At 71.9% G+C, this 26,657-nt stretch carries 22 protein-coding genes and 1 pseudogene; 12 read left to right on the top strand and 11 right to left on the bottom strand.

The window, feature by feature from the left end; genetic code table 11:
* Nucleotides 1-9 precede the first annotated feature (9 nt).
* Nucleotides 10-480, bottom strand: coding sequence for a protein-tyrosine phosphatase family protein (locus K1J60_RS29670; RefSeq protein WP_220648866.1), 471 nt, complete (start codon nucleotides 478-480; stop codon nucleotides 10-12).
* Nucleotides 481-482: 2 nt separating this feature from the next.
* Nucleotides 483-1,223 (bottom strand): FadR/GntR family transcriptional regulator, encoded by a 741-nt coding sequence (locus tag K1J60_RS29665; protein ID WP_192829777.1) that lies wholly within the window; start codon nucleotides 1,221-1,223, stop codon nucleotides 483-485.
* Between the two features lie 283 nt (nucleotides 1,224-1,506).
* Between K1J60_RS29665 and K1J60_RS29660 the strand changes: the two genes are divergently transcribed.
* Genes K1J60_RS29660 through K1J60_RS29640 form a run of 5 tightly spaced genes read left to right on the top strand, consistent with a single transcriptional unit; the run spans nucleotide 1,507 to nucleotide 8,200 of the window.
* Nucleotides 1,507-3,135, top strand: coding sequence for an ABC transporter substrate-binding protein (locus K1J60_RS29660; RefSeq protein WP_220648865.1), 1,629 nt, complete (start codon nucleotides 1,507-1,509; stop codon nucleotides 3,133-3,135).
* A 1-nt stretch (nucleotide 3,136) separates the two neighbouring features.
* Nucleotides 3,137-4,096, top strand: a complete 960-nt coding sequence (locus K1J60_RS29655) for an ABC transporter permease (RefSeq protein ID WP_220648864.1) — start codon at nucleotides 3,137-3,139, stop codon at nucleotides 4,094-4,096.
* Nucleotides 4,097-4,152: 56 nt separating this feature from the next.
* The gene (locus K1J60_RS29650) at nucleotides 4,153-6,195 is read left to right on the top strand and encodes a dipeptide/oligopeptide/nickel ABC transporter permease/ATP-binding protein (protein WP_220648863.1); all 2,043 of its coding nucleotides are present in this window, start codon (nucleotides 4,153-4,155) and stop codon (nucleotides 6,193-6,195) included.
* Nucleotides 6,192-7,229, top strand: coding sequence for an oligopeptide/dipeptide ABC transporter ATP-binding protein (locus K1J60_RS29645; RefSeq protein ID WP_220648862.1), 1,038 nt, complete (start codon nucleotides 6,192-6,194; stop codon nucleotides 7,227-7,229). Before K1J60_RS29650 ends, K1J60_RS29645 begins: the two co-directional genes overlap by 4 nt.
* A 35-nt stretch (nucleotides 7,230-7,264) precedes the next feature.
* Nucleotides 7,265-8,200: a dihydrodipicolinate synthase family protein gene (locus tag K1J60_RS29640; protein ID WP_220648861.1), complete on the top strand. Its 936-nt coding sequence runs from the start codon at nucleotides 7,265-7,267 to the stop codon at nucleotides 8,198-8,200.
* Nucleotides 8,201-8,265: 65 nt separating this feature from the next.
* Here the strand turns inward: K1J60_RS29640 and K1J60_RS29635 are convergent, their stop codons facing one another.
* The 6 genes from K1J60_RS29635 to leuA form a co-directional block, all read right to left on the bottom strand.
* A complete protein-coding gene (locus K1J60_RS29635; protein WP_220648860.1) occupies nucleotides 8,266-8,946 on the bottom strand; it encodes a response regulator in 681 nt (226 codons plus the stop codon).
* Entirely contained in the window at nucleotides 8,943-10,337 is a 1,395-nt protein-coding gene (locus K1J60_RS29630) for a sensor histidine kinase (protein ID WP_317619731.1), read from the bottom strand. The genes K1J60_RS29635 and K1J60_RS29630 overlap by 4 nt, the downstream gene beginning before the upstream one ends.
* 68 nt (nucleotides 10,338-10,405) lie before the next feature.
* The gene (locus tag K1J60_RS29625; protein WP_220648858.1) at nucleotides 10,406-12,499 is read right to left on the bottom strand and encodes an MMPL family transporter; all 2,094 of its coding nucleotides are present in this window, start codon (nucleotides 12,497-12,499) and stop codon (nucleotides 10,406-10,408) included.
* A gap of 124 nt (nucleotides 12,500-12,623) precedes the next feature.
* On the bottom strand, nucleotides 12,624-13,997 hold the full coding sequence (locus K1J60_RS29620; RefSeq protein ID WP_220648857.1) for a cytochrome P450: 1,374 nt from the start codon (nucleotides 13,995-13,997) through the stop codon (nucleotides 12,624-12,626).
* Nucleotides 13,998-14,060: 63 nt separating this feature from the next.
* Nucleotides 14,061-14,792: a tellurite resistance TerB family protein gene (locus K1J60_RS29615; protein ID WP_220648856.1), complete on the bottom strand. Its 732-nt coding sequence runs from the start codon at nucleotides 14,790-14,792 to the stop codon at nucleotides 14,061-14,063.
* A 219-nt stretch (nucleotides 14,793-15,011) separates the two neighbouring features.
* Nucleotides 15,012-16,733, bottom strand: a complete 1,722-nt coding sequence (gene leuA / locus K1J60_RS29610) for a 2-isopropylmalate synthase (RefSeq protein ID WP_220648855.1) — start codon at nucleotides 16,731-16,733, stop codon at nucleotides 15,012-15,014.
* A 409-nt stretch (nucleotides 16,734-17,142) separates the two neighbouring features.
* Between leuA and K1J60_RS29605 the strand changes: the two genes are divergently transcribed.
* From K1J60_RS29605 to K1J60_RS29585, 5 genes are all read left to right on the top strand, one after another.
* Entirely contained in the window at nucleotides 17,143-18,213 is a 1,071-nt protein-coding gene (locus K1J60_RS29605; RefSeq protein ID WP_220648854.1) for a M4 family metallopeptidase, read from the top strand.
* A gap of 54 nt (nucleotides 18,214-18,267) precedes the next feature.
* On the top strand, nucleotides 18,268-18,534 hold the full coding sequence (locus K1J60_RS29600; protein ID WP_220648853.1) for a protealysin inhibitor emfourin: 267 nt from the start codon (nucleotides 18,268-18,270) through the stop codon (nucleotides 18,532-18,534).
* An 88-nt stretch (nucleotides 18,535-18,622) separates the two neighbouring features.
* Nucleotides 18,623-19,957, top strand: coding sequence for a GH1 family beta-glucosidase (locus K1J60_RS29595; RefSeq protein ID WP_220648852.1), 1,335 nt, complete (start codon nucleotides 18,623-18,625; stop codon nucleotides 19,955-19,957).
* Nucleotides 19,954-21,207 carry an MFS transporter gene (locus K1J60_RS29590; RefSeq protein WP_220648851.1) on the top strand — a complete coding sequence of 418 codons (1,254 nt, stop codon included), beginning with the start codon at nucleotides 19,954-19,956 and terminating at the stop codon, nucleotides 21,205-21,207. The genes K1J60_RS29595 and K1J60_RS29590 overlap by 4 nt, the downstream gene beginning before the upstream one ends.
* Nucleotides 21,208-21,400: 193 nt before the next feature.
* Nucleotides 21,401-23,341, top strand: coding sequence for a protein-arginine deiminase domain-containing protein (locus K1J60_RS29585; protein WP_220648850.1), 1,941 nt, complete (start codon nucleotides 21,401-21,403; stop codon nucleotides 23,339-23,341).
* A gap of 69 nt (nucleotides 23,342-23,410) precedes the next feature.
* On the opposite strand, the gene K1J60_RS29580 is transcribed toward K1J60_RS29585, so the two are convergent.
* Both K1J60_RS29580 and era read right to left on the bottom strand, forming a co-directional pair.
* Nucleotides 23,411-24,136: a bleomycin resistance protein gene (locus K1J60_RS29580; protein WP_220648849.1), complete on the bottom strand. Its 726-nt coding sequence runs from the start codon at nucleotides 24,134-24,136 to the stop codon at nucleotides 23,411-23,413.
* Nucleotides 24,137-24,213: 77 nt separating this feature from the next.
* Complete coding sequence (gene era, locus K1J60_RS29575) at nucleotides 24,214-25,176, bottom strand: GTPase Era (RefSeq protein WP_107072386.1); 963 nt, start codon at nucleotides 25,174-25,176, stop codon at nucleotides 24,214-24,216.
* A 62-nt stretch (nucleotides 25,177-25,238) separates the two neighbouring features.
* Between era and K1J60_RS29570 the strand changes: the two are divergent.
* Nucleotides 25,239-25,601: pseudogene (locus tag K1J60_RS29570) on the top strand (ammonium transporter); the annotation flags it as partial.
* A complete protein-coding gene (locus K1J60_RS29565; RefSeq protein WP_217179468.1) occupies nucleotides 25,598-25,936 on the top strand; it encodes a P-II family nitrogen regulator in 339 nt (112 codons plus the stop codon). The pseudogene K1J60_RS29570 and the gene K1J60_RS29565, both read left to right, overlap by 4 nt.
* A 75-nt stretch (nucleotides 25,937-26,011) precedes the next feature.
* On the opposite strand, the gene K1J60_RS29560 is transcribed toward K1J60_RS29565, so the two are convergent.
* A complete protein-coding gene (locus K1J60_RS29560; protein WP_220648848.1) occupies nucleotides 26,012-26,488 on the bottom strand; it encodes a hypothetical protein in 477 nt (158 codons plus the stop codon).
* Between the last annotated feature and the right edge of the window lie 169 nt (nucleotides 26,489-26,657).

Below are 26,657 nucleotides of genomic sequence, written 5' to 3'. Positions count from 1 at the left end.
GGCCGACCCTCATGCGGGCGGGTGGGTGCGGTCTCCCCGCTCCCCGAACCGCCGCACGTACCGCCGCTGCCACGGCGTCTCCACCGCGTGCCGGTCGTAGTGCCGGCGTACGTAGGCCACGGCCTCGTCCGGTGGTACGCCGTCGAGGACCGCGAGACAGGCCAGCGCGGTGCCGGTGCGGCCCCGGCCGCCGCCGCACGCGAGCTCGACCCGGTCGACGGCCGCCCGTTCCCAGACGTCGCGCAGCACCCGGGCCGCCTCCGCCCGGTCGCCGGGCAGCCGGAAGTCGGGCCAGCGCAACCAGCGGGACTCCCAGGGGACTTCGGGCGGCTCCTTGCCGAGGAGGTACACGGCGTAGGTGGGGACCCTGCCGTCCGGGAGCGGTCGGCGCAGGCCCCGGCCGCGCACCAGCCGCCCGGAGGGCAGCCGCAGCACACCGGCGTCGGCGGGGTCCCACGGCTCGGTCGGGAACTCCCCCATGTCTAGCCCACCCCCCGCGAGGCCTGTGCCGCCCTCGCCTCGATGCCTCGGAAGTGGTCGGACATCGCCCGCTGGGCACCCTCGACGTCGCGGGCGCGGAGGGCGGCCACGATGTCCCGGTGGCGGCGGACCGTCAGCTCGGGGGTGGGGTCGTCGGTCCAGCCGCGGGCGCCCGCGACCCGCAGGAAGACGGTCCAGAAGGCGCCGAGGAGCTGGGGGACGAGGGCGTTGCCGAGGGAGGCGTAGAGGAGTTCGTGGAAGTCGCGGTCGAGTTCGGCGACGGGTTCGCCCGCCTTCCCGGCCGCCTCCATCCGGTCGACGACGGCCGCGAGGGCGTCCAGTTCGTCGTCCGTGACGGTGCCGGCGACCCGTCGTACGAGGCCGTCCTCCAGGATCTCGCGGATCTGGAGGATCTCGGCGAGCGCGGCGGTGTCGCCGTCGGGCCGGGCCAGGGTGCGGAAGGTCAGTCCGTCGACGAGGGGGGTGAGGGAGGCCTCGCCGACGTAGGTGCCGTAGCCGTGCCGGATGTCGACTATGTCGAGGGCCTGGAGGGCTTTGAGGGCCTCGCGGACGGAGTTGCGGCTGACGCCGAGGTCCTCCATCAGCTCCGTCTCGGTGGGCAGCGGGGCGCCCGCCTGGAGCCTGCGGTCGAGGATCAGCTGCATGACCTCGCGCTGGATCTGGCTGCTCACCCGCCGCTCGGGCCGGCGCCGGCTCCCGCTCTCCTGAGACATGCGCCGCATCGTACGCTCGCCGGACATCCGACGTCCCACCTCCGGACGGAAACCGCGTGGACTGGCCAGGGGAACGCCAGGTTAACGCCCCGTGATCACCCGGGGAAACCCTTTCCTAACGGACCCTCAACTGTCGTTATTTCACACCGGTGTTGATCCGCCATTGGTCGCACCTCTGGCACGTACGCCATTCGTGTGCGATCTCTTGACCGCCCCCACGGGCGCTCCTAAGGTCACGCTGCTCCCTGTAGGACGTAGGACGTCGTATCTCCTCTCCTTCCCTGGAGGAACCGTGCGCGACGTGATCCGTGACGCCCCGGCGCCGAGCCGCCGATCGCTCCTGAAGTACTCCGGCGCGCTGGGTGCGGCCGCCGCCGTCTCCTCGTCGCTGGCCGCCTGTTCGGCCGGGCCGGAGTCCACCGGCGACACCGGTGACGCGGGCGGCGCGAACAGCACCCTGACGGCCGTCATCGGCTACGGCAACGACGGCAGCTGGGACCCGACCCAGACCGCGTCCGCCTTCTGCATGGCCGCCAACAACCACATCTACGAGGGCCTCCTCGACACCGACCCCCTCTCGCGCGAGCCGTACGCGGCGCTCGCGACGGCCGTGCCGGGCGACGTCGACGGCACGTCCTGGAGGTTCGAGCTGCGGCCCGGCGCCACGTTCCACGACGGCAGGCCGGTCACCGCCGACGACGTCGTCTTCGTCTACGACCGCATCCTCGACCCCGGCACCCAGACCCTCGCCAAGGGCTTCTTCGCGAGCTGGCTGAAGGAGGTCAGGAAGATCGACGCGCGGAACGTCGAGCTGGTGCTCAAGTTCCCCTTCCCGGACGGCATCGCGCGGCTGACCCTGGCGAAGATCATGCCGAAGCACGTCTTCTCCCGGCCGGGCGCGTGGGAGGACGCCATCAAGGGCAAGGCGATCGGTTCGGGGCCGTACCGGCAGACCGCGCACCACCCGAAGTCCAACACCACGTTCGAGGCGTACGGCGACTACAACGGCCCCCGCCCGGCCGCCTTCAAGAAGATGAACTGGCTGACCATCGTGGACGCGGCCCCGCGCGTGGCGAAGATCTCCGGGGCGAGCGCGGGCGCGCAGATCGCCGACAACATCCCGTACGCCAACATCGGCCAACTGGAGAAGGGCGGCCTGTCCGTCCAGGGCGGCTCCGGGATGAACAACCTCTTCCTGATGTTCAACACCGGGCGGAAGCCCTTCGACGACGTGCGGGTGCGGCAGGCGCTGCACTACGCGATCGACCGGGACAAGATGATCGAGGTGGCGCTGAAGGGCCACGGGAAACCGGCGAGTTCCTTCCTCAACGAGGGCAATCCGAGCTACCGGCCGGCGAAGAGCGTGTACGCGTACGACCCCGACCGGGCGAAGGCCCTGCTCGCGGAGGCCGGGGTGAAGGGGCTGCGGATCGAGATCCTGGCGGTGAACGTCAGCTGGATCGTGGACTGTCTGCCGACCGTCAAGGCGTCCTGGGACGCGATCGGGGTCGAGACGACGCTCTCGCCGCAGGAGACCACCGCCGTCTTCACGAAGATGGACCAGAAGCAGGACTACCAGGTGGTCGCCGCCGCCTCGAACCCCAACCAGTTCGGCCTCGACGCGGATCTGATCATGCGTTACAACTACGGCCCGCGGAACCTGTGGATGCAGTACGCGCGGTGGGCCGACGATCCGGTGGCCAAGGCGCTGTTCACGGACATGGACCGGGCGACACGGGAACCGGACGCCGACCGGAAGAGGGCGATGGTCCAGGACTACATCGACGTCGTCGCCGAACAGGCCGTGCTCTATCCGGTGGTGCACAACGAGCTGATGACCGCGTGGAACCCGAAGCGGCTGTCGGGGATAAGGGCACAGCCGTATCCGGGGATCAACCTGCTCCAGGCCAAGTGGGTCTAGCGTGGTCGCCGTCCTGCGCATCCTGCTGCGGCGGATCGCCCTCCTCGTCCCGCTGCTGCTCGGGATCATCCTGTTCGTCTTCGTGGTCATGCGGTTCTCGGACGTCGACCCGGCGTCCGCGTTCTTCCAGGGGGCCAATCCCACGCCGGAACAACTGCACGAGTTCCGGGAGGAGAACGGGCTGCTGGATCCCCTGCCGGTCCGGTACGCCGGCTTCGTCGGCGATCTGCTGCACGGGGACATGGGGATCAGCGCGCTGACCCGGGCGCCCGTGGTCGACCAGGTGACGACCGCGCTGCCGCTCACGCTCCAGCTGACCTTCCTCGGACTGGGCGTCGCCGTCGTGCTGGCGCTGCTCGGCGGTGTGACGGCGGCGATCCACCGGGACCGGCTGCCGGACCAGCTCATCCGGGTGGTGTCGCTGACCGGGGTGGCCGCGCCCGGGTTCTGGCTGGCGCTGCTGATGATCCAGTACCTGGCGGTGGACCTGGGCTGGTTCCCGACGGGCGGGTACGTCAATCCGGCGGACTCCCTCAGCAGGTGGCTGAGGACGATGACCCTGCCGGCGCTCGCGCTGTCGCTGCCGGTGGCGGCGCAGCTCACCCGGATCGTGCGGACGGCGGTCGTCGAGGAGCTGGACAAGGACTACGTGCGGACGGCGATCGGGAGCGGTCTGCCGCCCCGGGTGGTGGTGGGCCGGAACGTCCTGCGGAACGCGCTGATCAATCCGCTGACCGTGCTGGGGCTGCGCGTCGGCTATCTGCTCGGCGGCGCGGTCGTCATCGAGACGATCTTCTCGTTGCCGGGCATGGGCAAGCTGATGATCGACGCCGTGAAGAACGGCGATCCGGCGGTCGTCCAGGGGGTCGTGCTGACCACGGCCGCCGGCTTCGTGGTCGTGAACCTCGTCATCGACGTCCTCTATCTGCTGGTGAACCCCCGCCTCAGGGAGGCGAGTTGACGCCCATCGAGCGATGCGGGCCGCTGTCCCGACGCCCGGACGGGAGCTGATGCCCGATGTTCGGTCTGATCGTGACCACGCGCAGGCGCCTGACCGAGGCCCTCTCCCGGCCCGGTGTCCGGCCGCGCTCCTGGCACGGGCTGCCGCCGCCGACCCGGATCGCGGTCTGCTTCCTGGCGGTCGTGGTCCTCGCCGCGCTCCTCGCCCCATGGCTCGCGCCGCACGACCCGCTCGACCAGCAGACCCTGGTCGGCGGCACCGGCGCGCCCTCCGCCGACCACTGGATGGGCCAGGACAGCCTCGGCCGGGACATCCTGAGCCGGCTGATGTACGGGGCCCGCTGGTCGCTGGCGATCGGGCTCGGCGCCACCGGGCTGGCGCTGGTCGTGGGGGCGGTCGTCGGGGCCGTGGCCGCGACCTCGCGCAAGGCGGTCGACGAGACCCTGATGCGCTGCCTGGACGTGGTGATGGCGTTCCCCGGCATCGCGCTGGCCGCCGTCCTGGTGGCCGTCTTCGGCGGCGGGATCACCGTGCTGATCTGCGCGATCGCGTTCCTGTTCACCCCGCCGGTCGCCCGGGTCGTCCGGGCCAACGTCCTCGACCAGTACGGCGAGGACTATGTGACCGCCGAGCGGGTGATAGGGGCCCGCACCCCGCACATCGTGATCCGGCACGTGGCGATCAACTGTGCCGCCCCGGTGCTCGTGTTCTGCACGGTGCAGGTGGCCGAGGCCATCGTCTTCGAGGCGTCGCTCTCCTTCATCGGCGCGGGGGTACGGCCGCCGGACCCGTCATGGGGCAGTGTCATCGCCGACGGCAAGAACATGGTGCTGACCGGCGGCTGGTGGGCGACCGTCTTCCCCGGTCTGCTGATGCTGGTCACGGTGCTCTCCCTGAACGTCCTCTCCGAGGGCGTCTCCGACGCGTGGGCAGCGCCGGTCGCCCGGGAGACGGAGCCGGGAGCGCGGGCAGAGCCGGGAGAGCCGGGAGCGGTGGAGTCGCGGGAGCGGGCGGGCCGCCCGGAGGACGTCGTGGCGGGCGACCTGGACTCGGGCGGCGGCGAGGTCACGGAACTGCCCGGCCTCGCCGAGGCGGCCGTACGACTGCGCTCCCGGGCCCGTCCCCTCCCCGAGGGCCGGCCGGTGCTGTCCGTACGGAACCTGGCGATCGGCTTCGACGCACGGCACCGGGGCGTGGACATCGTCGACGGCATCAGCTTCGACGTCCGCCCCGGTGAGGTCCTGGGCCTGGTGGGCGAGTCGGGCTGCGGCAAGTCGCTGACCGCGCTGACGGTGATGGGCCTGCAACCGAGGGGCGCCCGCGTGCGCGGCCAGGTCCTCTTCGGCGAGCGGCAGTTGGTGGGCGAGCCGATGCGGGCGCGGCGTCGGCTGCTCGGCCACGAGATGGCGATGGTCTACCAGGACGCCCTGTCCTCCCTGAACCCGGCGATGACGATCCGCGCCCAGCTGAAGCAGGTGGTGCGCCGGGGCGGCAGGCGCTCCGCGCCCGAACTGCTGCGCCTGGTCGGCCTGGACCCCGACCGCACCCTGCGCAGCTGTCCGCACGAACTCTCCGGCGGCCAGCGCCAGCGCGTCCTCATCGCGATGGCCCTGTCCCGGGCGCCCCGGCTGATCGTGGCCGACGAGCCCACCACCGCGTTGGACGTGACCGTCCAGGCGCAGATCATCGAACTGCTGCTGCGGCTGCGCGAGGAGCTCGGCTTCGCCCTGGTCCTCGTCTCGCACGACCTGGCCCTGGTCGCGGACGTGACCGACCGGGTGGTGGTGATGTACGGCGGGCAGATCGTCGAGACGGGGGTGACGGCGGACCTGGTGGAGCGGCCCTCCCACCCCTACACGCGTGGGCTGCTGGGAAGCGTCCTGTCGCTGGAGTCGGCGGCCGAGCGGATGACCCAGATCAGGGGTGCCGTCCCCTCCCCCGCCGACTTCCCTGCGGGCTGCCGCTTCGCCGACCGCTGCCCCCGGGCGAGCGAGGTCTGCCGTGCGACGGCTCCGGCCCTGCTGGGCACCCGTACGCACGCGGCGGCCTGCCACCACCCGGCGGTGGACCTCATGGACGGTACGGAGGTGACCGGGTGAACGCGCTCGTGGAGGTCTCGGGGGCCCATGTCGTCCACCGGGCGCGCAGCGGCGGGGTGTTCACCCGCGACCGGGTGTACGCCCTGACCGGCGCCGATCTCGTGATCGCACCCGGCGAGACGGTGGGCGTGGTGGGCGAGTCCGGGTGCGGCAAGTCGACGCTGGCGAAGCTGCTGGTGGGCGTGGACCGGCCGACGTCCGGGACGGTGGCGTTCCGGGGGCGGGACCTGTGGTCCATGGCGCCGGGCGAGCGCCGGGCGACCGTCGGCGGCGGCACGGGCATGATCTTCCAGGACCCGTCGACGGCCCTGAACCGGCGGCTGACGGTCCGCCGGATCCTCCGAGACCCGCTGGATGTGCACCGGCGTGGCACCCCGGCCGAACGGGAGGACCGGGTGAGGGAGTTGATGTCCCTGGTCGGCCTGCCCCCGGCGCTCGCGGACGGTCTGCCCGGACAGCTCTCCGGCGGTCAGCGGCAACGCGTGGCGATCGCGCGGGCGTTGGCGCTCGACCCGGAGCTGGTGGTGGCGGACGAGCCGACGAGCGCCCTGGACGTCTCGGTCCGCGCCCAGATCCTCAACCTGCTGCTCGACCTCAGGGAACGCCTCGGCCTGGCGCTGGTCTTCGTCTCGCACGACATCCAGACCGTGCGGCGGATGAGCGACCGGGTGATCACCATGTATCTGGGCCGGATCGTGGAGGAGAGCCCGGCGGCCCTGGTCACCGACCGCGCCCGGCACCCGTACACCCGCGCGCTGTTCTCGGCGACGCCCGGCCTGCTGGACCCGATCGACCCGATCCCCCTGGTGGGCCCCGTCCCGTCGGCGACCCGGCCACCGAGCGGCTGCCCGTTCCGTACCCGCTGCTGGAAGGCGGACGACGTCTGCGCGGAGATCATGCCGGACTTCGCGGCCGCGTCGGCGCCCGGACACCGGTTCCGCTGCCACCATCCTGTGCAGGAGACGGAGTCGACGCGCGACCTGGTCGCCCAGGCGGTGGCCGCGCCCGCGCCGGACTGCGTACGCGATGCCTAGCGATGCCCAGCGATGTCCAGCACCAGGGAGCCGTCATGACCATCCCCACCCCGCTGACCGGTGTCATCCCGCCCGTCTGCACGCCCCTGACACCGGAGCGCGAGGTGGACGTCCCCTCACTGGTCCGGCTGGTCGACCATCTCGTGGCGGGCGGTGTGGACGCGCTGTTCGTGCTCGGTTCGTCGTCGGAGGCGGCCTTCCTGACGGACGCGCAGCGGCGCCGGGTCGTGGAGACGGTGGTCGGCCACCTCGGCGGCCAACTCCCCGTCCTCGCCGGGGCGATCGACATGACCACGCCGCGCGTCCTGGACCACGTCCGGGCCGTGACCGCCGCCGGAGCGGAGGCCGTCGTGGCGACCGCCCCCTTCTACACGCGCACCCACCCGGCGGAGGTCTCCCGCCACTACCGGCTGCTCGCCGCGGGCTCCCCCGTCCCGGTCCTCGCCTACGACATCCCGGTCGCCGTCCACTCTCAGCTGCCCGCCGACGTGGTCCTGGAACTGGCGGCGGACGGGGTCCTGGCCGGCCTGAAGGACTCCAGCGGCGACCTGGCCGCGTTCCGCAGGGTCGTCACGGGCGCCCGCACCGACCCCGCCGTCACCGGCTTCAGCGTGCTCACCGGCTCCGAACTCCTCGTCGACTCCGCGCTCGCCCTGGGCGCCGACGGTGCGGTGCCGGGGCTGGCGAACGTCGATCCCGCCGGGTACGTCCGCCTCCACCGCCTCTTCCGTGCCGGCGACCTGGACCGGGCGCGCGCCGAACAGGAGCGCCTGTGCGCCCTCTTCGGCATGGTCGGCGCCGGGGACCCGGCCCGCATGGGCGGCTCGTCCTCCGCCCTCGGCGCCTTCAAGGCCGCCCTGCACCTGCGCGGCGTCATCGCCTGCCCGGCCACGGCGGAGCCCCAGATCCCCCTGTCGGAGGCGGAGACCGAGCAGGTCGGCAAGTACCTGGCGGCGGCGGGTCTGCTCTGACGTCCCACGTCGGCGTCGAAAGTCGAAAGCCCGCGACGGGACCGTGGCAGGACCGGGGCGGGGGCTCAGATCGCTCCCGGGGTCACCATCCCCGACTCGTACGCCACGATCACCAGCTGGGCGCGGTCCCGGGCGCCCAGCTTGCCCATGATGCGGCTGACGTGGGTCTTGGCGGTCAGCGGGCTGAGGCCCAGGGTGTCGGCGATCTCGGTGTTGTTGAGACCGCGCGCCACGAGCGTGAGGACCTCCTTCTCCCGGTCGGAGAGACAGTCGGGGCCGCCGTCGGGCAGGGCGGTCGGCGCGGTGGGGCCCCGGAGCAGCCGGGCGATCAGCCGGGCCGTGGGGCCCGGGGACAGGAGGGCCTCGCCGGCGGCCACCGTACGGATGGCGTCGAGCAGTTCCGCCGGCCGCGTGTCCTTGACGAGGAACCCGGAGGCACCGGCCCGCAGGGCCTCCACGACGTGGTCGTCCGTGTCGTAGGTGGTGAGCACCAGGACCCGTACGCCCGCGAGGTCCCGGTCCGCCGCGATGAGCCGGGTGGCCTCGATGCCGTCGAGGTCGGGCATGCGCAGGTCCATGACGACCAGGTCGGCCCGCGTGGTGCGCGCCAGCTCCACCGCCTCCCGGCCCGCCCCCGCCTGCCCCACCACCTCCATGTCCCGCGCCGACTCCACGAGCATGGCGAAGGCGGCTCGCACGAGCGTCTGGTCGTCGGCGAGGAGGACCCGGATCGTACGGTCGCTCATCGGGCCGCCTTCGGCTCGGGGGCGGCACCGGGGGCGCCGGGAGCGCCGGGGTCGAGTCGGCCACCGGCATCACCGCCGTCACCGCCACCACCGCCACCACCGCCACCGCCACCACCAGCGACCGCGTGCCGTGTTCCCACCCCGCCCAGCGGCAGCACCGCCTCCACCTCGAAGCCGCCGTCCGCCCGTGGCCCCGCCTGCACCGTGCCGCCCACGCTGCGGGCCCGCTCGCGCATCCCGAGGATCCCGAAACCGGGGTCCGTCCCACCCGCTCCCGTCCCCACCGCTCCCCTTCCCCCCACCCCGTCGTCCGTCACCCGCACCCGCAGGGCCCCTCCCCCGGCCCGCACCTCCACCCGTATCACCAGGTTCTCTCCTCCGTGCCGTACGGCGTTGGTCAGTGCCTCCTGCACGATTCGGTAGGCGGCGGCCCCCACCCCCGGGGGCACGCCGTCCGCCGCGACCGTGACCTCGACGCGGGCGCCCGCCGAGCGGGCCGCGTCGACGAGGTCCGAGAGGCCGTCGAGGCCCGGCAGGGGGCCTCCGGCGCCGGCACCGGTGTACGCGAACTCGGACTCGCGCAACACCTCCAGCGTGCCCCGCAGTTCACCGCGGGCGGTCCGGCAGGTCTCGGCGATGTCGTCCAGGGCCCTGGCGACGGCGGCGCGGTCGAGGCGGTCGGGGTCGGCGGCCAGGACGTGCGCGGCGACGGAGGTCTGCACACCGACGAGCGTAATGCTGTGGGCGAGCAGGTCGTGCAGGTCACGGGCGATGCGCAGCCGCTCCTCCGCGACCCTGCGCCGTGCCTCCTCCTCCCGGGTGCGTTCGGCGCGCTCGGCGCGTTCGACGACGGAGTCGACGTACTGGCGGTGCACCCGGACGTAGCCGCCGAAGACGAGGACGGAGACGATCCAACCGGAGATCCGCAGGAACTCCGGGATCTGGTGAGGGGTGAACAGCGCGTTGACGCACAGGGTGAGGGTCACGACGGCCGCGCCGTTGAGCAGCGTACGGCGGGCCGTGCCGCTCACCGCGACCGTGTAGAGCGCGAGCATGGCCGGTGCCACGGCGGCCGGGTGGTTGTAGTCGAGCGCGTGGTACGGGGCGACGAGGGCCACCAGCGCCCAGAGCGCGAGCACGGGCCGGCGTCGGCGCCAGACCAGCGGCACATGGACCGCGAGGAGCAGGGCGAACCCCGGTGGGTCCGGCACCCGCCCGTCTCCCGTGACCGCCGTGGCGGTCACCCAGTCGAAGACGGCCAGTGCCGCCGCGAGATACGCGTCATACCGCAGGGCGGTGGTCCCGGTGGCCGTACGCAGCCGTTCGACGAACGCCGGCCACACCGCGCCCACCCCGGTGGCCGCCCCGTTCGTACTCGTGCTCCCCGTCACGGGCTCATCCTCCGCCACAGGGGCGCCCCTCCGGGAGGGAGGGGCACCCGGGTCACCGGTTCCGGCCGTCAGCGGACCGCCACCCGCTCCCGGTCCGGGGCCTCCGGCGGACGCACGGGACGCGCCGGTTCCCGGGACAGGCGTCCGGGCCACCACACCTTCCGTCGCAGCGCCACGCTCGCGCTGGTCACGAGGTAGGTCCGGACGAGGAAGGTGTCGAGGAGGACGCCGACCGCGATGACGAAGCCCAGTTGCACGAGCTGGACGAGACCCATGTTCAACAGCACGGCGAAGGTCGCGCCCAGGACGAGCCCGGCGGAGGCGATGACCCCGCCCGTGGTGCGCAGCGCGGTGAGCGCGGCGACGGCCGGTTCGGCGCCGGCCAGGGACTCCTCGCGCATCCGGTGCATGAGGAAGATGCCGTAGTCGACGCCGAGGGCGACGAGGAAGACGAACGAGAGCAGCCCGAGCCCCGGATCGGTCCCCTCGAACCCGAACACCGGCCCGAAGAGCAGTCCGCCGATGCCGAGCGAGGCAGCCCACACCGCGACCACGGCGACGACGAGCAGCAGCGGCGCGACCAGACTGCGCAGCAGGGCGACGAGGATGAGCAGCACGGACACGAGCACGATGGGCACGACGACGAGCCGGTCCCGGGCGTTGGTGTCCAACAGGTCGATCTGCTCGGCGCTGGGCCCGCCGACGTAGGCCTCCGGCAGGGCCTCCCGCAGCGACTCGATCGTGGCCGTCTCGGCGGCCGACTGCGGCGCGCTCCGCGCGATGACGGAGATCTCGGTCCAGCCCCCGCCGGTGCGGCCCCGCGCGGCCGTCGCGACCCCGTCGTGCGCCTCGATCTCGGCGAGCGTGGCGTCGGCGCGGCCGGTCGGGGTGATCACGGAGACGGGCTGGGTGCCCAGGCCGGGAAACGCCGTGCCGAGGGTCTCCATGGCGGCGACCGACTCGGGTGTGTCGACGAAGGAGTCCTCCTGCTTCAGCGATCCGGGCAGGTTGAGCGTGCCGAGCGCGAGCGCGCCCAGCAGGACGGCCCCGCCCGCGAGCACGGTCAGCGGGCGCCGCCCGGCGGAGGACCCCATCGCCGAGAACAGGCTCCTGCGCCGCCTGGGCTCACTGCCGTACGCCGGGACGAGCGGCCAGAACACCCGCCGTCCCAGCAGGACGAGGAGGGCAGGGAGCAGGGTGAGCATGGCGAGCAGGGCGCACAGGACGCCCACCGTCCCGAGCGGGCCCATGCCCCGGCTGCTGTTGAGGTCGGCGGCCAGCAGGCAGAGCAGTCCGGCGGCGACCGTCCCGGAGGAGGCGAGCACGGCGGGCCCGCAGCCGCGCAGGGCGACCCTCATCGCCTCGTACGGCCGCTCGACGCGCCGGAGTTCCTCGCGGTAGCGGGAGACGAGCAGCAGCGCGTAGTCGGTGCCGGCGCCGAAGACGAGAATCGTCATCACGCCCGAGCTCTGCCCGGACACGGTCGTCCCGAAGGCCTGGTTCAGCCCGTAGGCGACGCCCATCGACATGAAGTCCGCGATGCCGGCGACCACCAGCGGCACCAGCCACAGCACGGGGCTGCGGTAGATGATGATCAGCAGGACGGCGACGACGGCGACGGTGGTGTAGAGCAGTGGCCCGCCGAGCGACTCGTAGACCTTGCCCGCGTCGGTGGCGAGGGCCCCGGGCCCGCCCACCTCGACGGTCAGTCCTCCCTCGCTGTGGGCGACCGCGCGTACCCGCTCGACGAAGGCGTCCCGCAGCTTCTCGTCGGTGCCGGGCCCGTTGCTCGCGACCGGGTACATGAGGGTGGTCCCGTCCTGCGACGGCACGCCCTCCGGCTCGGCCGCCAACCGGTCCCGCTCGCCGATCTCGGCGACCTGCCGCTCGGCGGCGGCCCGGTCGGCGGCCGTCAGCCCGCCGTCGCGGTGGTACACCAGCACCAGTTCGGTGGTCTCGCCGCCGGGCAGGCGGTCCTGGATCTTCGCCACCCGGGTCGAGTCCGCGCTCGCCGGCAGGTAGTCCACGGCCCGGTCGTTCTGCACCTCGGACAGCTTCGCCGCGAACGGCGTGACCACGGCGAGCAGCACCACCCACAACCCGAGCACCAGCCAGGGCACGGCTCGCCGACGTGTACGCACCTTCGTCTCTGCGGGCCCCATGGCGGGGTCCCCCCTCCCTCTGCGGACGTTCTCGGACGTCACCAGACTCCCGGCGCGGGAGGGCCGATTCGTCGCGCGTGAGGGCGAGTTGAGCGGTACTGCCGGGGGCGGCCCGGCGGCCTTACTACTCCCCGGGGAGTACACCCGCCCCGCCGTCGGGGGCCCGGTCGGCCCGGCGGTCGAGGACCAGCCGGTCCCCTTGCGGCCCCATGGTCATCCGCAGCAGTGGTTCGGGGCCGCCGCCCGGCCGCGGCCGTATCCGCCAGCCGCCGAGGATGACCGCGAGGGCCGTCTGCGCCTCGGCGAGGCCGAACGTGTCGCCGATGCAGCGGCGGGCGCCGGCCCCGAAGGGGATGAACGCCTCCCGCTGGCGGCGGTCGACCCGGTCCTCGCTCCAGCGGTCGGGGTCGAACCGCTCGGGGTCGGCGAAGACGGCCGGGTCCCGGTGGAGGGCGTAGGGGCTGAAGAGCAGGCCCGCGCCGGCGGGCAGGGGGTGGCCGCCCAGTTCGGTGTCGACGAGGGCGACGCGGCTGAGCAGCCACACGGGCGGGTGCAGCCGCAGCGACTCGTTCATCACCCGCCTCATGTACGTCAGCCGGGACAGGTCCTGGTGGGTGACCGGCCGGTCGCCCACCACGTCGTCCAGTTCGGCCTCCAGTCGTTCGTACGCGCGGGGGTGGCGGCTGAGCAGGTGCAGGGTCCAGGACAGCAGCGACGCCATGGTCTCCGTGCCGCCGATGAAGAACGTGATGACCTGGTCGAACACCTCCTGGTCGGTGTGGGCCGCCGGGCGGTCCGGCGGCACCAGGGCGGACATGAGGTCGTGGTGGTCGGTGGGGTCGCTCATCCGGCGCCGGACCATCGCGGCGACCGCCGCGCGCGTCTCGCGGGTCGCCCGCGCGTTCCGCAGGTTCTCGGGGGTCGGCAGCCGGTTGCTGCCGGGCACCATCATGTGGGTGGCCAGGGCGGACAGCATCACCGGCACATTGCGGAGGACCGCCTCGACGGCCTGCCGGTCCTCCGGGGCCAGGAAGAGGGTCCTGGCGAGGACGGCGACCGCGTAGTGCTTCATCTCCGTGTACGGCTCGACGGCCTGCCCGGACCGCCACGTCGAGGTCACTTCGAGCGCGCAGTCACGGAACCGCTCGGTGTGGTGGGGCAGTCGGTGGCGGGTGAACACGGGCCGCAGCGCGGCACGCATCGGGCGGTGGGGCCCGGCCAGGGAGGTGGAGAGGCCGCCGCCCACGAGCTGGGCGGCCTGGTCGAAGAAGGGTCCGCCCTTGTCGAACTCCACCCCGTTGCCCGCCACCAGCATCCGCTGGACGAGGTCGGGGGCGTTGACGACGTGGACGGGGGTGCGCCCCAGCCGGATCCGGACCACGGGCCCGAGGGCGCGAAGCTCTTCGAGGAACCCGAGCCCGTCGCGGGCCAGCCGTCCCGCGTGGCCGATGAGTGGGAGCGCTCCCGGAGCGGAGGGTGCCGTGTCGGTCGTCCTCACCTGGGACCTCGCAGTGCCGTGGGAAGTGTCTCCGGCGACGATCCACGTGTACGAACGGCCGGGCTAGGACGGAGTCCGGGCCGCCGCGAGCAGTCGGGTCACGTCGTCCGCGCAGATGGTGAGCGCCGCGCCGACCGTGGCCAGCGCGTCCCGTTCCGCCGGGGTGTACGGCCCGTCCGCCAGGGCGATCCGCGCGCCCTGCAGCAGGATCGCCTCGCGGCCGGTCGGGGCCAGATGCGGTGCCAGCGGGTCCAGGGCCTCGTGGAGCTCTATGGCGAGACCGGGCCCGCAGGGTGCGCCGTAGACGCGGCCCGTGTCGGCGGCCAGAGCCTCCACCAGGGCGCCGAGTTGGTCCTCGGTGCAGTCGTCGAACCCGGCGGAGCGGACGGCGGTCGCGGCGACGGTCAACGACGTGCGGGAGCAGGTGCCGCTGGCCGCGAGGACGGCGAGGGCGACCGTGTGGACGGCGTCGCGGAGCATCGCGGAGAAGCGGGTGGTGGTGGGGTGGTCGAGGACGTCGACGGCGTAGTGGTGGCGACAGGCCGCGCACTCCACCACGGGCCCGGTCTCGCCGCGGGGCAGCACGGGGACGCCGAGGAGGGTGAAGCGGCGGCGCCCGGTGAGGCGCTGGTAGTTGCGGTCGCCTCCGCAGCCGGGGCAGAAGAACTCGCCGTCACCGACGCCCGTCCACGAGATCCGGGTGCCCAGCACACGCGAGAAGCCGGTGGCGCGGCTGGTCCGCGCGTCGCCGGCGAGCGCGGCGGCACGGCCGATCGGGTCCCGTCCTGGCAGCACGTCGCACCTCCGTAACTCCCCCACACACGGCCCCTTGGGCGCGGGAAGTGCCACCTCGGCAACATTGCCGCGCTTGCGTGATGTTAGCCACATCCGTGAGGCGCAGTCAGTACTCCGGACGAGGCCTACCCGCGACCTGCACAGGGTTTGGCCGGTAAACGACGGGCCCCGTCCGCCGGAATTCGGCGAACGGGACCTTCAAACCGCCGGTCGGGCTGGTCAGCGGGACGCGCGGTTGACGGCGGAGACGACCGCCTTCAGCGAGGCACGCGTCGTGTTCGCGTCGATCCCGATGCCCCACAGGACCTTGTCCTCGATGGCGACCTCGATGTACGAGGCGGCCTGCGCGGAGGCGCCCTCGCTCATCGTGTGCTCCTGGTAGTCCAGCAGGCGGGCGTCGATCCCGATGCCCTGCAGCGCGTGGAAGAACGCCGAGATCGGGCCGTTGCCGGTGCCGACCAGGGTGGTCTCCACGCCGTCGACCTCGGCCTCCACGGTCAGCGTGTCCACGCCGTCCTTGTCGGTGGTCGACTGGTTGTTGCGGACCTGGATCCGGCCCCACGGGTTGTCGGGGTTGGGCAGGTACTCGTCCTGGAAGACCGCCCAGATGTCGGAGCCGGTGACCTCGCCGCCCTCGGCGTCCGTCTTCGCCTGGATCAGCTTCGAGAACTCGATCTGCATCCGGCGCGGCAGGTCCAGCTTGTGGTCGTTCTTCAGGACGTACGCGATACCGCCCTTGCCGGACTGCGAGTTGACCCGGATGACGGCCTCGTAGGACCGGCCGACGTCCTTGGGGTCGATCGGCAGGTACGGGACGGCCCACTCGATGTCGTCGACCGTCTTGCCCTGCTCCTTCGCGGACGCCTCCATGGCGTCGAAGCCCTTCTTGATGGCGTCCTGGTGGGAGCCGGAGAAGGACGTGTAGACCAGGTCGCCCACGTACGGGTGGCGCGGGTGGACCTCCATCTGGTTGCAGTACTCCCACGTGCGACGGATCTCGTCGATGTCGGAGAAGTCGATCTGCGGGTCGACGCCCTGGGAGAACAGGTTCATGCCCAGGGTGACCAGGTCGACGTTGCCGGTGCGCTCGCCCTGCCCGAACAGACAGCCCTCGACACGGTCGGCGCCGGCCATCAGCGCCAGCTCGGCGGCGGCGACGGCCGTACCGCGGTCGTTGTGCGGGTGGACGGAGATGCAGACGTGCTCACGACGGGAGATGTTGCGGCCCATCCACTCGAAGCGGTCCGCGTGCGTCGACGGCGTCGAACGCTCCACCGTGGCGGGCAGGTTGAGGATGATCTCGCGGCCCGGACCGGGCTGCCAGACGTCCATGACCGCCTCGCAGACCTCCAGCGCGAAGTCCAGCTCGGTGTCGGTGAAGATCTCCGGGCTGTACTGGTAGCCGAACTCCGTCTCGGGGCCCAGCAGCTTCTCCGCGTACTCCATCACCAGCCGCGTGCCGTCCACGGCGATCTGCTTGATGTCGTCCTTGGAACCGCGGAAGACGACGCGGCGGAAGACGGGGGCGGTGGCGTTGTACAGGTGGACGGTGGCCCGCTTGGCGCCCTTCAGGGACTCCACGGTCCGCTCGATCAGGTCCTCGCGGGCCTGGGTCAGTACGGAGATGGTGACGTCGTCCGGGATGACGCCCGGCTCCTCGATGATGGACCGTACGAAGTCGAAGTCCGTCTGTCCCGACGCGGGGAAGCCGACCTCGATCTCCTTGTAGCCCATCTTGACCAGCTGGTCGAACATCCGGCGCTTGCGCTCGGGCGACATCGGGTCGATCAGGGACTGGTTGCCGTCGCGCAGGTCGGTGGAGAGCCAGCGGGGGGCGACGGTGATCCGGTTGTTCGGCCACGTGCGGTCGGGGATGTCGACCTGCTCGTACTGCCCGTACTTGTGGATCGGCATGGACGTGGGCTGCTGGCGGTTCGCCATGATCGCGTGGGCTCCTCGATGGTCCGGAAAGGACGGCCGACGACGCAACGCCAAAGCACCGCGGGGAGGGGGTCGGCCTCTACTACAGGCCCTCGCCGCGGCAGCTAAGGAGAAGCAGCCCGAAACGCATGATGCGGAGCAGCCTAGCCGAGTCCAGCGCGGTGCGGGGGGCCGTATCAGTATGCGGGACCGCAAAGAAATAAGGGACAAAAGGTGCCCAAGGCCACACCGGGCACCACAGCGCCCCCCTCCAGGGGTGCGGGGAACCGCGCGAGAACCCCCGCCCACGAAAAGCCCGAAGTCAACCCTCAGTAACACGACGGCGACGAAACGCAACCCATACAGCCACATTTCACCAATCATGGTTGCCCCCAGTGACAGCCCTCCAACGGAGTGCGATCGTGCGGACATGACCAGCAACGGGGGCCACGAGCCCGTCTTCTGCACAGTCGTCCCACCCCACGTCCTCGACAAGCTCTCCCAGGCCGAGGACCCGGTGCTCGCGGGCGCCGCGCGCAAAACCCTGGAGCGCGACGCCCTCGAACGCACCCACCGCCGTCTGACCACGGTCATCGGCGCCCCGGCCGTCACCGCGCCCGTCGGCGCCGAGGCGGGCACACCGCACCGCACGATCCACGACGCCCGCCACGGCACGGACCTGCCCGGCAGGAAAGTGCGCGGCGAGGGCGAGGAGCCCGGCAAGGACGCCACGGTCAACCGCGCGTACGCGGGCCTGGGCGCCACGTACGAACTGTTCTGGAAGTCCTTCGCCCGCGACTCGATCGACGGCGACGGGCTGCCGCTGAACGCCACCGTGCACTACGAGCGCGACTACAACAACGCCTTCTGGAACGGCGAACAGATGGTGTTCGGCGACGGGGACGGCGAGATCTTCCTCGACTTCACCATCCCGATCGACGTCATCGGCCACGAACTGAGCCACGGCGTCACCCAGTACACGGCGAACCTCACGTACTTCGGTCAGCCGGGCGCGCTCAACGAGTCGATGTCGGACGTCTTCGGCGCCCTCATCAAGCAGTACACGCTCGGCCAGACCGCCGCGGAGGCGGACTGGCTGATCGGCGCCGGTCTGCTGGCGCCCCGTGTCACGGGGGTCGCGCTCCGCTCGATGAAGGCCCCGGGCACGGCGTACGACGACGACGTCCTCGGCAAGGACCCGCAGCCGGCGACCATGGACGACTTCGTCCGCACGGGCCGCGACAACGGCGGCGTGCACATCAACTCCGGTATCCCCAACCACGCGTTCTACCTCGTGGCCACCGCGCTCGGCGGCTATGCCTGGGAGCGGGCCGGGCAGATCTGGTACGACGTCCTCACCGGCGGCGAACTGGACCAGCAGGCGCTCTTCGTCGACTTCGCCACGCTGACGGTCAAGGCCGCGAAGGACCGCTACGGGCAGGGCGACGAACTGACGGCGGTGCTGAAGGCCTGGGAGCAGGTGGGCGTACGGACGCTGTAGGGGCGGGCGGCGGCGGTGCTGCGCTCCGGCCCCGATCCGTACTAGACAGGACCCATGCGGATTGAAGTGCGGCGCACGGGCGGTTTCGCGGGCATCGAGCGGCACGCGGTGGTGGACACCGCCGGGCGGCCCGATGCCCAGGAATGGCACACCCTGACCGAGCGGGCCCTCGCCGCCGGCCGGGGCTCACCCCCGCTCGGGGTGCCGGACGGCTTCTCGTACGAGATCACGGTGGACGGCAGGACCGTGCACTGCGCGGACCCCCGGCTGTCCGAGGCGCAGCGGGAGCTCATCAGAAGGGTGCTCAAGGAGGGGGCGTGAGCAGCCCCGCAGGGGCGCTGGGGGCGCGTAACGGGCACTTCACCCTCGGGCGTTGACTTCCGTTACCCGTGGTACGGATGATCCGCCCATGGCGACGAACGCGACGAACCCGATACCCCAGTTCCCGGCAGGCTTCCTGTGGGGCGTCTCGACCTCCGCGCATCAGATCGAGGGGGCCGCGGGCGAGCGCGAGCCGTCCGTGTGGGACGCCTTCACGGCCGAGCCGGGCCGGATCAAGGACGGCTCGACGGCGGCGGTGGCCTGCGACCACTTCCACCGCTACCCGGAGGACGTGGCCCTCCTGCGCGACCTGGGCGTGGGCGCGTACCGCTTCTCGATCTCCTGGCCCCGGGTGAACTCCCCGAACGGCCTGGACTTCTACGACCGGCTGGTGGACGAGTTGGTGGGCGCCGGCGTACGCCCCGTCCCGACCCTGTTCCACTGGGACCTGCCGTCGTCGCTGGCGGAGACCGGCGGCTGGCTGAACCGGGACACGGCCGAGCGGTTCGCCGAGTACGTCGCCGTCGTGGCGGCCCGGCTCGGCGACCGCGTCAGCAAGTGGATCACCCTCAACGAGCCCGCCGAGCACACCCTGCTGGGCCACGCGCTCGGCACCCACGCGCCCGGCAAGCAGCTGATGTTCGACGCGCTCCCGGCCGCCCACCACCAGCTGTTGGGCCACGGTCTGGCCGTACGTGCCCTGCGTGCGGCGGGAGTCACCGACATCGGCATCGCCAACTCGCACGGGCCGACCTGGGCCGCGTCGCAGGAGCAGGCGGACGTGGAGGCGGCCGGTTTCTACGACCTGCTCCTCAACCGCCTGTTCGCGGAGCCGGTCCTGCTGGGCGAATACCCGGAGGGGATAGGCGAGTTGATGCCGGGCACCGACATCGACTCCGACCTGAAGACCATCTCCGAGCCGATCGACTGGTACGGCGTCAACTACTACGCCCCCACCCGTGTCGGCGCCCCCGAGGGCGCGGACATCGAGTTCGGCGGCATCACGATCCCGGCCGAACTGCCCTTCACGGTCAAGGAGATCGAGAACGCCCCCACGACCGACTTCGGCTGGCCGGTCGTCCCCGCGGGCCTCACCGAACTCCTCACCACCTTCCGCGACCGCTACGGCGACCGGCTGCCCCCGGTCGTCATCACCGAGAACGGCTGCTCCTACGAGGGCGTCGACGACCAGGAGCGCATCGCCTACCTGGACGGCCATGTGCGCGCGCTGCACGAGGCGGCGGAGGCGGGCGTCGACATCCGCGGCTACTTCGTGTGGTCCCTGCTCGACAACTTCGAGTGGGCCGAGGGGTACGCGCGGCGGTTCGGCCTGGTCCACGTCGACTTCGACACGCTGGAGCGGACCCCGAAGGCGTCGTACGCCTGGTACCGGGAGCTGCTGCGGGCCCAGGGCAGAAGGTGACGACGACACGGCCGACGGACGCCCTCGCCGAGCCCGTCGCGCGGGTCGGCGGGGGCTGGACCTCCGCCCTGGCGCTGGCCAACGGGGCGATCTGGGTGGGCTGGTACGGCCCGCTGCAGATCCTGCTGGCCTCCCAGGCGGAGGACTTCGCGCCCGGTGCGGGGATGTCGAAGGAGACGATGCTGGCGTGGGTGACCGGCGCCGGGGCGGTCGTCTCGCTGCTGGCCACGCCGCTGTTCGGGGCGCTGTCGGACCGGACGACGTCCCGCCGGGGCCGTCGTACGCCGTGGATCGTGGCGGGGTCGGCGGGCGGGGCCGTGTCGCTGCTGCTGCTCGCGGGCGCGGGCGGGCTGTGGACCATGGTGGCCGGCTGGTGTCTGGTGCAGCTCACCCTGAACGCGTCCTGGGCCGCGGTCACCGCGGCGGTTCCCGATCAGGTGCCCCGTCTGCAACGGGGCTCCGTTGGGGGCTGGTTGGGGGCGGCACAGATCCTGGGTGTGGTCGGCGGCACCGGGCTGGCGACACTGGGCGGGGGTGTCGGCGCGGGGTACGCGGCGTGCGCGGTATTCACCCTGGTGGGCGTGTTGCCGTACGTGCTGGCACACCGGGATCCCCCGTTGCCGGCGGTGGCCCGCCCGCCGTGGTCGTGGCGGGAGTTCCTGGCGGGCTTCTGGCTGAGCCCGCGGCGTCATCCGGACTTCGCGTGGGCCTGGCTCACGCGTTTCCTGATCAATCTGAGCAACAGCATCGGCCTTCTCTACCTGCTGTTCTACCTGCGGGACCGCGTCGGGTACCCCGATCCGGAGGAGGGCGTGCTGATCCTCACCGTGGTGAACGCGTCGACGCTGCTGGCGACGGTGGTGGTCTCCGGGGTGTGGTCGGACCGGGTGGGACGGCGCAAGCCGTTCGTGTACTGGTCGGGGATGGTGATGGCGGGCGCGACCGGCGTCATCGCCCTCTGGCCGACCTGGCCCGGCACGATCGTCGCCTCGGCCCTGCTCGGCCTCGGCTTCGGGGTGTTCACCTCCGTCGACTTCGCCCTCATGACCGATGTCCTGCCGAAGGCCCTCGACCGGGGCAAGGACCTGGGCGTCATCAACGTGGCCAACTCCCTGCCCCAGGTGGCCGCTCCGGTGCTGGCGGCACCGATCGTGACGCATCTCGGCGGCTACCGGGTGCTGTACCTGGTGGCGGCCGTGATCGGACTGGCGGGGGCGGCGTTCGTGGGGCGGATACGAGGCGTGGAGTAGACCGAGCGCCGGCTCCGGCGCCGGCCCTGCTCCGACGTGCGGCAGATCACGCATTTCACAGCGGGCCCACAGACAACGGATCCGCCCTTTCATCCGTCTTCAGTGCTGACCACGCTCGCCGCCGAAGGGACGCTCTGTGCCTACGCGTTCAACCAGACCACTCCGAACCCGCCCCGCACGGCAGGCGATAGCCGTGCTGGTGGTGTCCGGCACGCTCCTCGCGACGCCCTCGCTGGCGGTGCCCTCGGCGTTCGCCGCCGGGGCGACCCCGACCGATCTGCGCGTGGACACGAACCGCGACGGCACGGTCGACGTCACCGGCACCACCGACACCTCCGGCGAGAACGGCTGGACCGTCGCCCGTGGCGCCCTGATGCTGCCCAACATCGACGACGACACCCGCCGTTGTCCGGCCACCGGCCCCAAGGGCAAGCCGCTCCCGGACGCCAAGCTGGCCGCCTGCAACGACGCCTCCGACACCAAGGTGAACGGCAAGGCCGACGCCGCCGACCTGGCCCGTGTACGGTCCGTGCCGATGCGGAACGTGCCGGCCGGGGCGCAGGGCACCGTGAAGGTCACGGCGGGCGCCGCGCAGAGCCGCGTGTTCGTCAAGCGGGGCACGAAGTGGGAGCCCGTCACCACCAAGACCCGCCTGTCGCGGGCCGAGTTGAAGGCCGGCGTGGAGTTCGGCGTCGAGGCCAGGGACGTCATCCGGGACACCGCCAAGTGGGACGGCCTCGCCCGGATCCGGCTGACGGTGAAGTCCTCGGCCGGCACCTCCGCCGACTCGGTCACCCTGCGCGTGGCCCCGCTCCTCACCCACCACCATCTGCAGAACGCCCAGCAGTTGCTGGTCACCAAGATCTCCGGCGGCAACTACGGCAAGCTCAACGCCGCCTTCCGCAAGGGCCTGGACAAGGCGGCCAAGGACGCCGGCATCACCCGGCCGACGGTGAACTTCACCAAGTACGGGGACATCTGGGCGCAGGACTTCGTCGAGCCCGCGTACGTCAGCATGACCGGCGCGGACGGCAAGCGGCAGTCCATGCGCGTGATGCTGCGCTCCGCCCAGATGGACCGGGAGTCGGGCCGGGAGCTGTTCGAGAAGATGCGCGGCCCGAACATCGGTGCCGTGCAGGTGACGGGCGCCAAGGACTCGGAGGAGTGGACGCTCAACTCCATGGGCAACCTGGAGACGATTCCGCCGTACGCCCACGGCGACCGTTCCTTCCCGGCCGGCCGGATCATCATGGGGCAGCGCCCGGACGTCGGCTCCAAGCCCGCGAAGGTGATGCGGACGTTCCTGAAGTCCCAGGGCATGCAGGACCCGCTGTTCCTCGACACGTCCTGGCTGCACGTGGGCCATGTCGACGAGTTCGTGCAGTTCCTGCCCGCCGACACCCCGCGCGGCTGGAAGATCGCGGTCGCCGACCCCGAGGCGGGGCTCAAGCTGCTGCGTGACGCGAAGGCCGCCGGTCACGGCTCGACGAAGATGTTCTCCCTGAAGCTCGGCCCCACGGAGACCATCGCCAAGGCGCTCGCCTCCAAGACCCTGGTCTCCGACAACGACCTCGCCACCCGCCGGATCGAGGCCAATCTCGCGGTGCTCAAGCGCGAGACGGGCGTCACGGACGCCGAGGTCGTCCGGGTCCCGGCCCTCTACACCCAGGGCACGGAGATGGTCGGCGAGACGCAGTCGGGCGGCGACGACACGACCCGTCTCCCCCGTCTGACCCGCCTCGGCGCCGGCTCCGAACTCCCGGACGTGGCACGGGACTACGGCCAGCAGCGCCGACTCGACGAGACGGCGTCGGACGAGGGCGTGAAGGGCCGGGAGGGCTTCGGGGCCGCCTCCCCCGCGGCGCCCGCGCCCTCGGTGATGACCAGCGCGTACGTCCCCGGCGCGGTCAACGGCATCGTCCTCAGCCGCACGCACTACCTGGCGCCGCGCCAGTGGGGCCCGGTCATCGGCGGCAAGGACATCTTCACCGAGGCGGTGACGGCCGCGTACACGGGCGCCGGCATGAAGGTGTCGTACCTGGACGACTGGGAGACGTACCACCTCGGCATGGGCGAGATCCACTGCGGCACGAACACCCTGCGGAGCACCTCCGCGGCCTGGTGGACGAGCTGACACCGGCCACCGCCGGACCCCGCACGACCTGACGGCCGCCGCCCCGGAGTACCGGGGCGGCGGCTTTTCTCACGCCTGCCCCGGGCCCCGGCCCCGCAGATCCTCCAGCCGTACGAGGCTGTCCCGGACCTGTTCCCGCTCCTCGTCGGTGAGCGGCACCGCCTCGGCGCGCCGGACCGCGTCCGCCGCCGTCTCCTCGTCGCCCGTCCGCACGGCGACATCGGCACGCAGTACGAGCAGCCGCACCAGCTGTGACGCCGTGGGGGCCGGTCCGCCCTCAGCCTGCCGGAGCACCCGGTCGACGACCTTCGCCGCGGCCGCCGGATCGTCCCGGGAGTCCGCCAGCAGGGAGGCGTGGTGCAGGGCCCGCGCGTAGGTCTCGCGCGGGGCGGGACGGTGGCGCTGGTCCTCGCTCGTCGGCTGCCCCACCCGCACGCAGTTGCCGCCGGGATCGCTCATCAGGAACTGTCGCACGCCGTACGACATGTCCTTCAGCGGCCCGATGCGTGGCAGCCCCCGCGTCGGCACCCGCCCGTACGCCCGCTCGAGCCCGGCCCGGAACGCGGCGTACAGGCCGTCGACGTCGTCCGTGAGCACGTAGCAGGTGCTGACCGAGGCGGCGGGGTCGTACCCCTTCAGCCCGAAGAACTGCAGCTCGATGGCGCCCCGTTCCACCACGGCGTACGGGTTGGGGCTGCGCTGCTGGAAGGTGACCTCGAAGCCGAGGGCCGTATAGAAGTCGAGGAGCGGTGGGAGGGTCTGACACGGAAGGATCGGAATCGTCTTCTCGCTCATGCCCCGACGCTAGTCAAACTTGACCAGATGGGGCGACCGTTTAAACGGTCGCCCTTCCGCACGGAACCCCGCCGCCCTCAGAACCCCAGCTTCCGCAGCTGTCGCGGATCGCGCTGCCAGTCCTTCGCCACCTTCACATGCAGGTCGAGGAAGACCGGCGTGCCCAGCAGCGCCTCGATCTGCTTCCGCGACTTGATGCCGACCTCCTTCAGGCGCTTGCCCTTGGGGCCGATGATGATGCCCTTCTGGCTGGGGCGCTCGATGTAGACGAAGGCGTGGATGTCGAGGAGGGGCCGGTCGGCGGGACGGTCCTCGCGGGGGAGCATCTCCTCGACGACGACCGCGATGGAGTGCGGCAGCTCGTCGCGCACGCCCTCCAGGGCCGCCTCGCGGATCAGCTCGGCGATCATGACCTGCTCGGGCTCGTCGGTCAGATCGCCCTCGGGGTAGAGGGCCGGGCCCTCCGGAAGGAGGGGGACGAGCAGGTCGGCCAGCAGGCCCACCTGCTGGTCGGCGACCGCCGAGACGGGCACGATCTCCGCCCACTCGAAGCCCAGCTCCTTGCCCAGCTGGTCGATGGCGATCAGCTGCTCGGCGAGCGTCTTGCTGTCGACCAGGTCGGTCTTGGTGACGATCGCGATCTTCGGCGTCTTCTTGATGGACGCCAGTTCCTTCGCGATGAAGCGGTCACCCGGACCGAGCTTCTCGTTCGCGGGCAGGCAGAAGCCGATGACGTCCACCTCGGCCCACGTCGTGCGGACCACGTCGTTGAGGCGCTCGCCCAGCAGCGTGCGCGGTTTGTGCAGCCCCGGGGTGTCGACCAGGATCAGCTGCGCGTCCGGCCGGTGCACGATGCCCCGGACCGTGTGCCGCGTGGTCTGCGGCTGGTTCGCCGTGATCGCCACCTTCTGGCCGACCAGAGCGTTCGTGAGAGTGGACTTGCCCGCGTTGGGGCGGCCCACGAAGCAGGCGAAGCCGGCACGGTGGGCGGCCTCGGCCGGCTGCTCGGATGACTGGGTACGGACGCTCATGGCGCCCATTCTCCCTGATCCCCGGAGCCCCGCCGCACCCAGCACGGACCGTGAGCTTTCCGAAACCTAGCGACGACTCGCTCGACGTGGTCGGTGTCCACCTGGTCGGCGGGATCATCGGCACGGTCCTGATCGGTGTCTTCGCCGCCCGGTCGATGACCGGCGGCGCCGAGGGGCTGCTGTACGGCGGCGGTCTCGCCCAGCTCGGCAAGCAGGTGGTGGCCGTGGTCGCCGTCGGGGCGTACGCGTTCCTCGTGACGTACGGCATCGGGAAGCTGATCGACAAGGTGCTGGGCTTCCGCGCCGACGAGGAGCACGAGCACACCGGACTCGACCTTACGGTGCACGCCGAGACCGCATACGATCACGGCGTCCCGGGCCATGGCGCCCCGGTCACCTCGTCCGCTCCCTCCCCCCAGAAGGCCAAGGCATGAGACTCATCACCGCGATCGTCAAGCCGTACCGCCTCGACGCGGTCAAGACCGCACTCCAGGAGATGGGTGTGCACGGTCTGACCGTCAGCGAGGCCAGCGGGTACGGCCGGCAGCGCGGCCACACCGAGGTGTACCGGGGTGCCGAGTACCAGGTCGACCTCGTCCCCAAGGTCCGGATCGAGATCGTCGTCGAGGACGCGGTGTCCGACGACGTCATCGACGCGATCGTGAAGGCGGCCCAGACCGGGAAGATCGGCGACGGCAAGGTGTGGGCGCTGCCGGTCGAGACGGTCGTACGGGTGCGGACCGGCGAGCGGGGTCCCGACGCGCTGTAGACGGGCAGCGGGGTGAGGGGTGGTACCGCCGGGTGCGGTACCACCCCTCACCCGTTCACTCGGGTGCGGCCGGGATCAGTCGAAGACGAACGGCCCCGGCGACTGCGGTCCGCTCGCCGTGCAGGTCACGGGGAAGCCGAAGACCACCATCTGCAGGGAGCCGCCGTACGCCTCCAGGCTGTCACCGGGGGCGACGGTGCCGGTGAGCGGGCCCACCACCATGCCGTCGCCGGCGGCCAGGGCCGGGTTCTCGGTGCCGGTGAAGGCCGTCGTGCCGCCGCTCGCCTTGACGAAGGTGAGCGTGGACTGGATGGAGTCCTCGGCGAGGGCGATCGGTGCGGTGATCTCCTCGGAGGAGAGGGTGACCGTGGCGGTCGTACCGGTCTGCGTGGCCGTGAGCGTGGCCGCGCCGGAGCCGCCGATCGTGCAGCTGGCGTTGATGGTCGCGGTCTCGGGGGTGACCGCGAGGGCGGTCGGCGCGAACGCGAGTCCGGTGACGGCCAGCGTCCCTGCCGCGAGCGCCGAGCCGACTCCGAGTCGTATGCGTCTCATCGTGCGAATTCCCTTCCCTGGTACGGGAGGTGCACGGGGCCTGGGGGAGCCCCGTACGTCCCGGTACGGGCGTTGCCATGTGGGGCGGTGCAATGCGCGGCCGCGCGGCGGAATGTGACGGTCCGCCAGGAGAACGGCTCCATTGAGGCGTGCACGGGCCGAGATTGCA

This window comes from Streptomyces akebiae (assembly GCF_019599145.1).
Taxonomy (GTDB): Bacteria; Actinomycetota; Actinomycetes; order Streptomycetales; family Streptomycetaceae; genus Streptomyces; species Streptomyces akebiae.
The sequence above is the reverse complement of the archived record's forward strand: the minus strand, read 5'-3'. Positions and strand labels throughout refer to the sequence as shown.

Excerpts from the sequence above, each read along its gene's own strand:
- K1J60_RS29670 (WP_220648866.1), bottom strand. The coding sequence starts at position 480 with ATGGGGGAGTTCCCGACCGAGCCGTGGGACCCCGCCGACGCCGGTGTG.
- K1J60_RS29665 (WP_192829777.1), bottom strand. The coding sequence starts at position 1,223 with ATGCGGCGCATGTCTCAGGAGAGCGGGAGCCGGCGCCGGCCCGAGCGG.
- K1J60_RS29650 (WP_220648863.1), top strand. The coding sequence starts at position 4,153 with ATGTTCGGTCTGATCGTGACCACGCGCAGGCGCCTGACCGAGGCCCTC.
- K1J60_RS29640 (WP_220648861.1), top strand. The coding sequence starts at position 7,265 with ATGACCATCCCCACCCCGCTGACCGGTGTCATCCCGCCCGTCTGCACG.
- K1J60_RS29635 (WP_220648860.1), bottom strand. The coding sequence starts at position 8,946 with ATGAGCGACCGTACGATCCGGGTCCTCCTCGCCGACGACCAGACGCTC.
- K1J60_RS29625 (WP_220648858.1), bottom strand. The coding sequence starts at position 12,499 with ATGGGGCCCGCAGAGACGAAGGTGCGTACACGTCGGCGAGCCGTGCCC.
- leuA (WP_220648855.1), bottom strand. The coding sequence starts at position 16,733 with ATGGCGAACCGCCAGCAGCCCACGTCCATGCCGATCCACAAGTACGGG.
- K1J60_RS29605 (WP_220648854.1), top strand. The coding sequence starts at position 17,143 with ATGACCAGCAACGGGGGCCACGAGCCCGTCTTCTGCACAGTCGTCCCA.
- K1J60_RS29600 (WP_220648853.1), top strand. The coding sequence starts at position 18,268 with ATGCGGATTGAAGTGCGGCGCACGGGCGGTTTCGCGGGCATCGAGCGG.
- K1J60_RS29595 (WP_220648852.1), top strand. The coding sequence starts at position 18,623 with ATGGCGACGAACGCGACGAACCCGATACCCCAGTTCCCGGCAGGCTTC.
- K1J60_RS29580 (WP_220648849.1), bottom strand. The coding sequence starts at position 24,136 with ATGAGCGAGAAGACGATTCCGATCCTTCCGTGTCAGACCCTCCCACCG.
- era (WP_107072386.1), bottom strand. The coding sequence starts at position 25,176 with ATGGGCGCCATGAGCGTCCGTACCCAGTCATCCGAGCAGCCGGCCGAG.
- K1J60_RS29565 (WP_217179468.1), top strand. The coding sequence starts at position 25,598 with ATGAGACTCATCACCGCGATCGTCAAGCCGTACCGCCTCGACGCGGTC.
- K1J60_RS29560 (WP_220648848.1), bottom strand. The coding sequence starts at position 26,488 with ATGAGACGCATACGACTCGGAGTCGGCTCGGCGCTCGCGGCAGGGACG.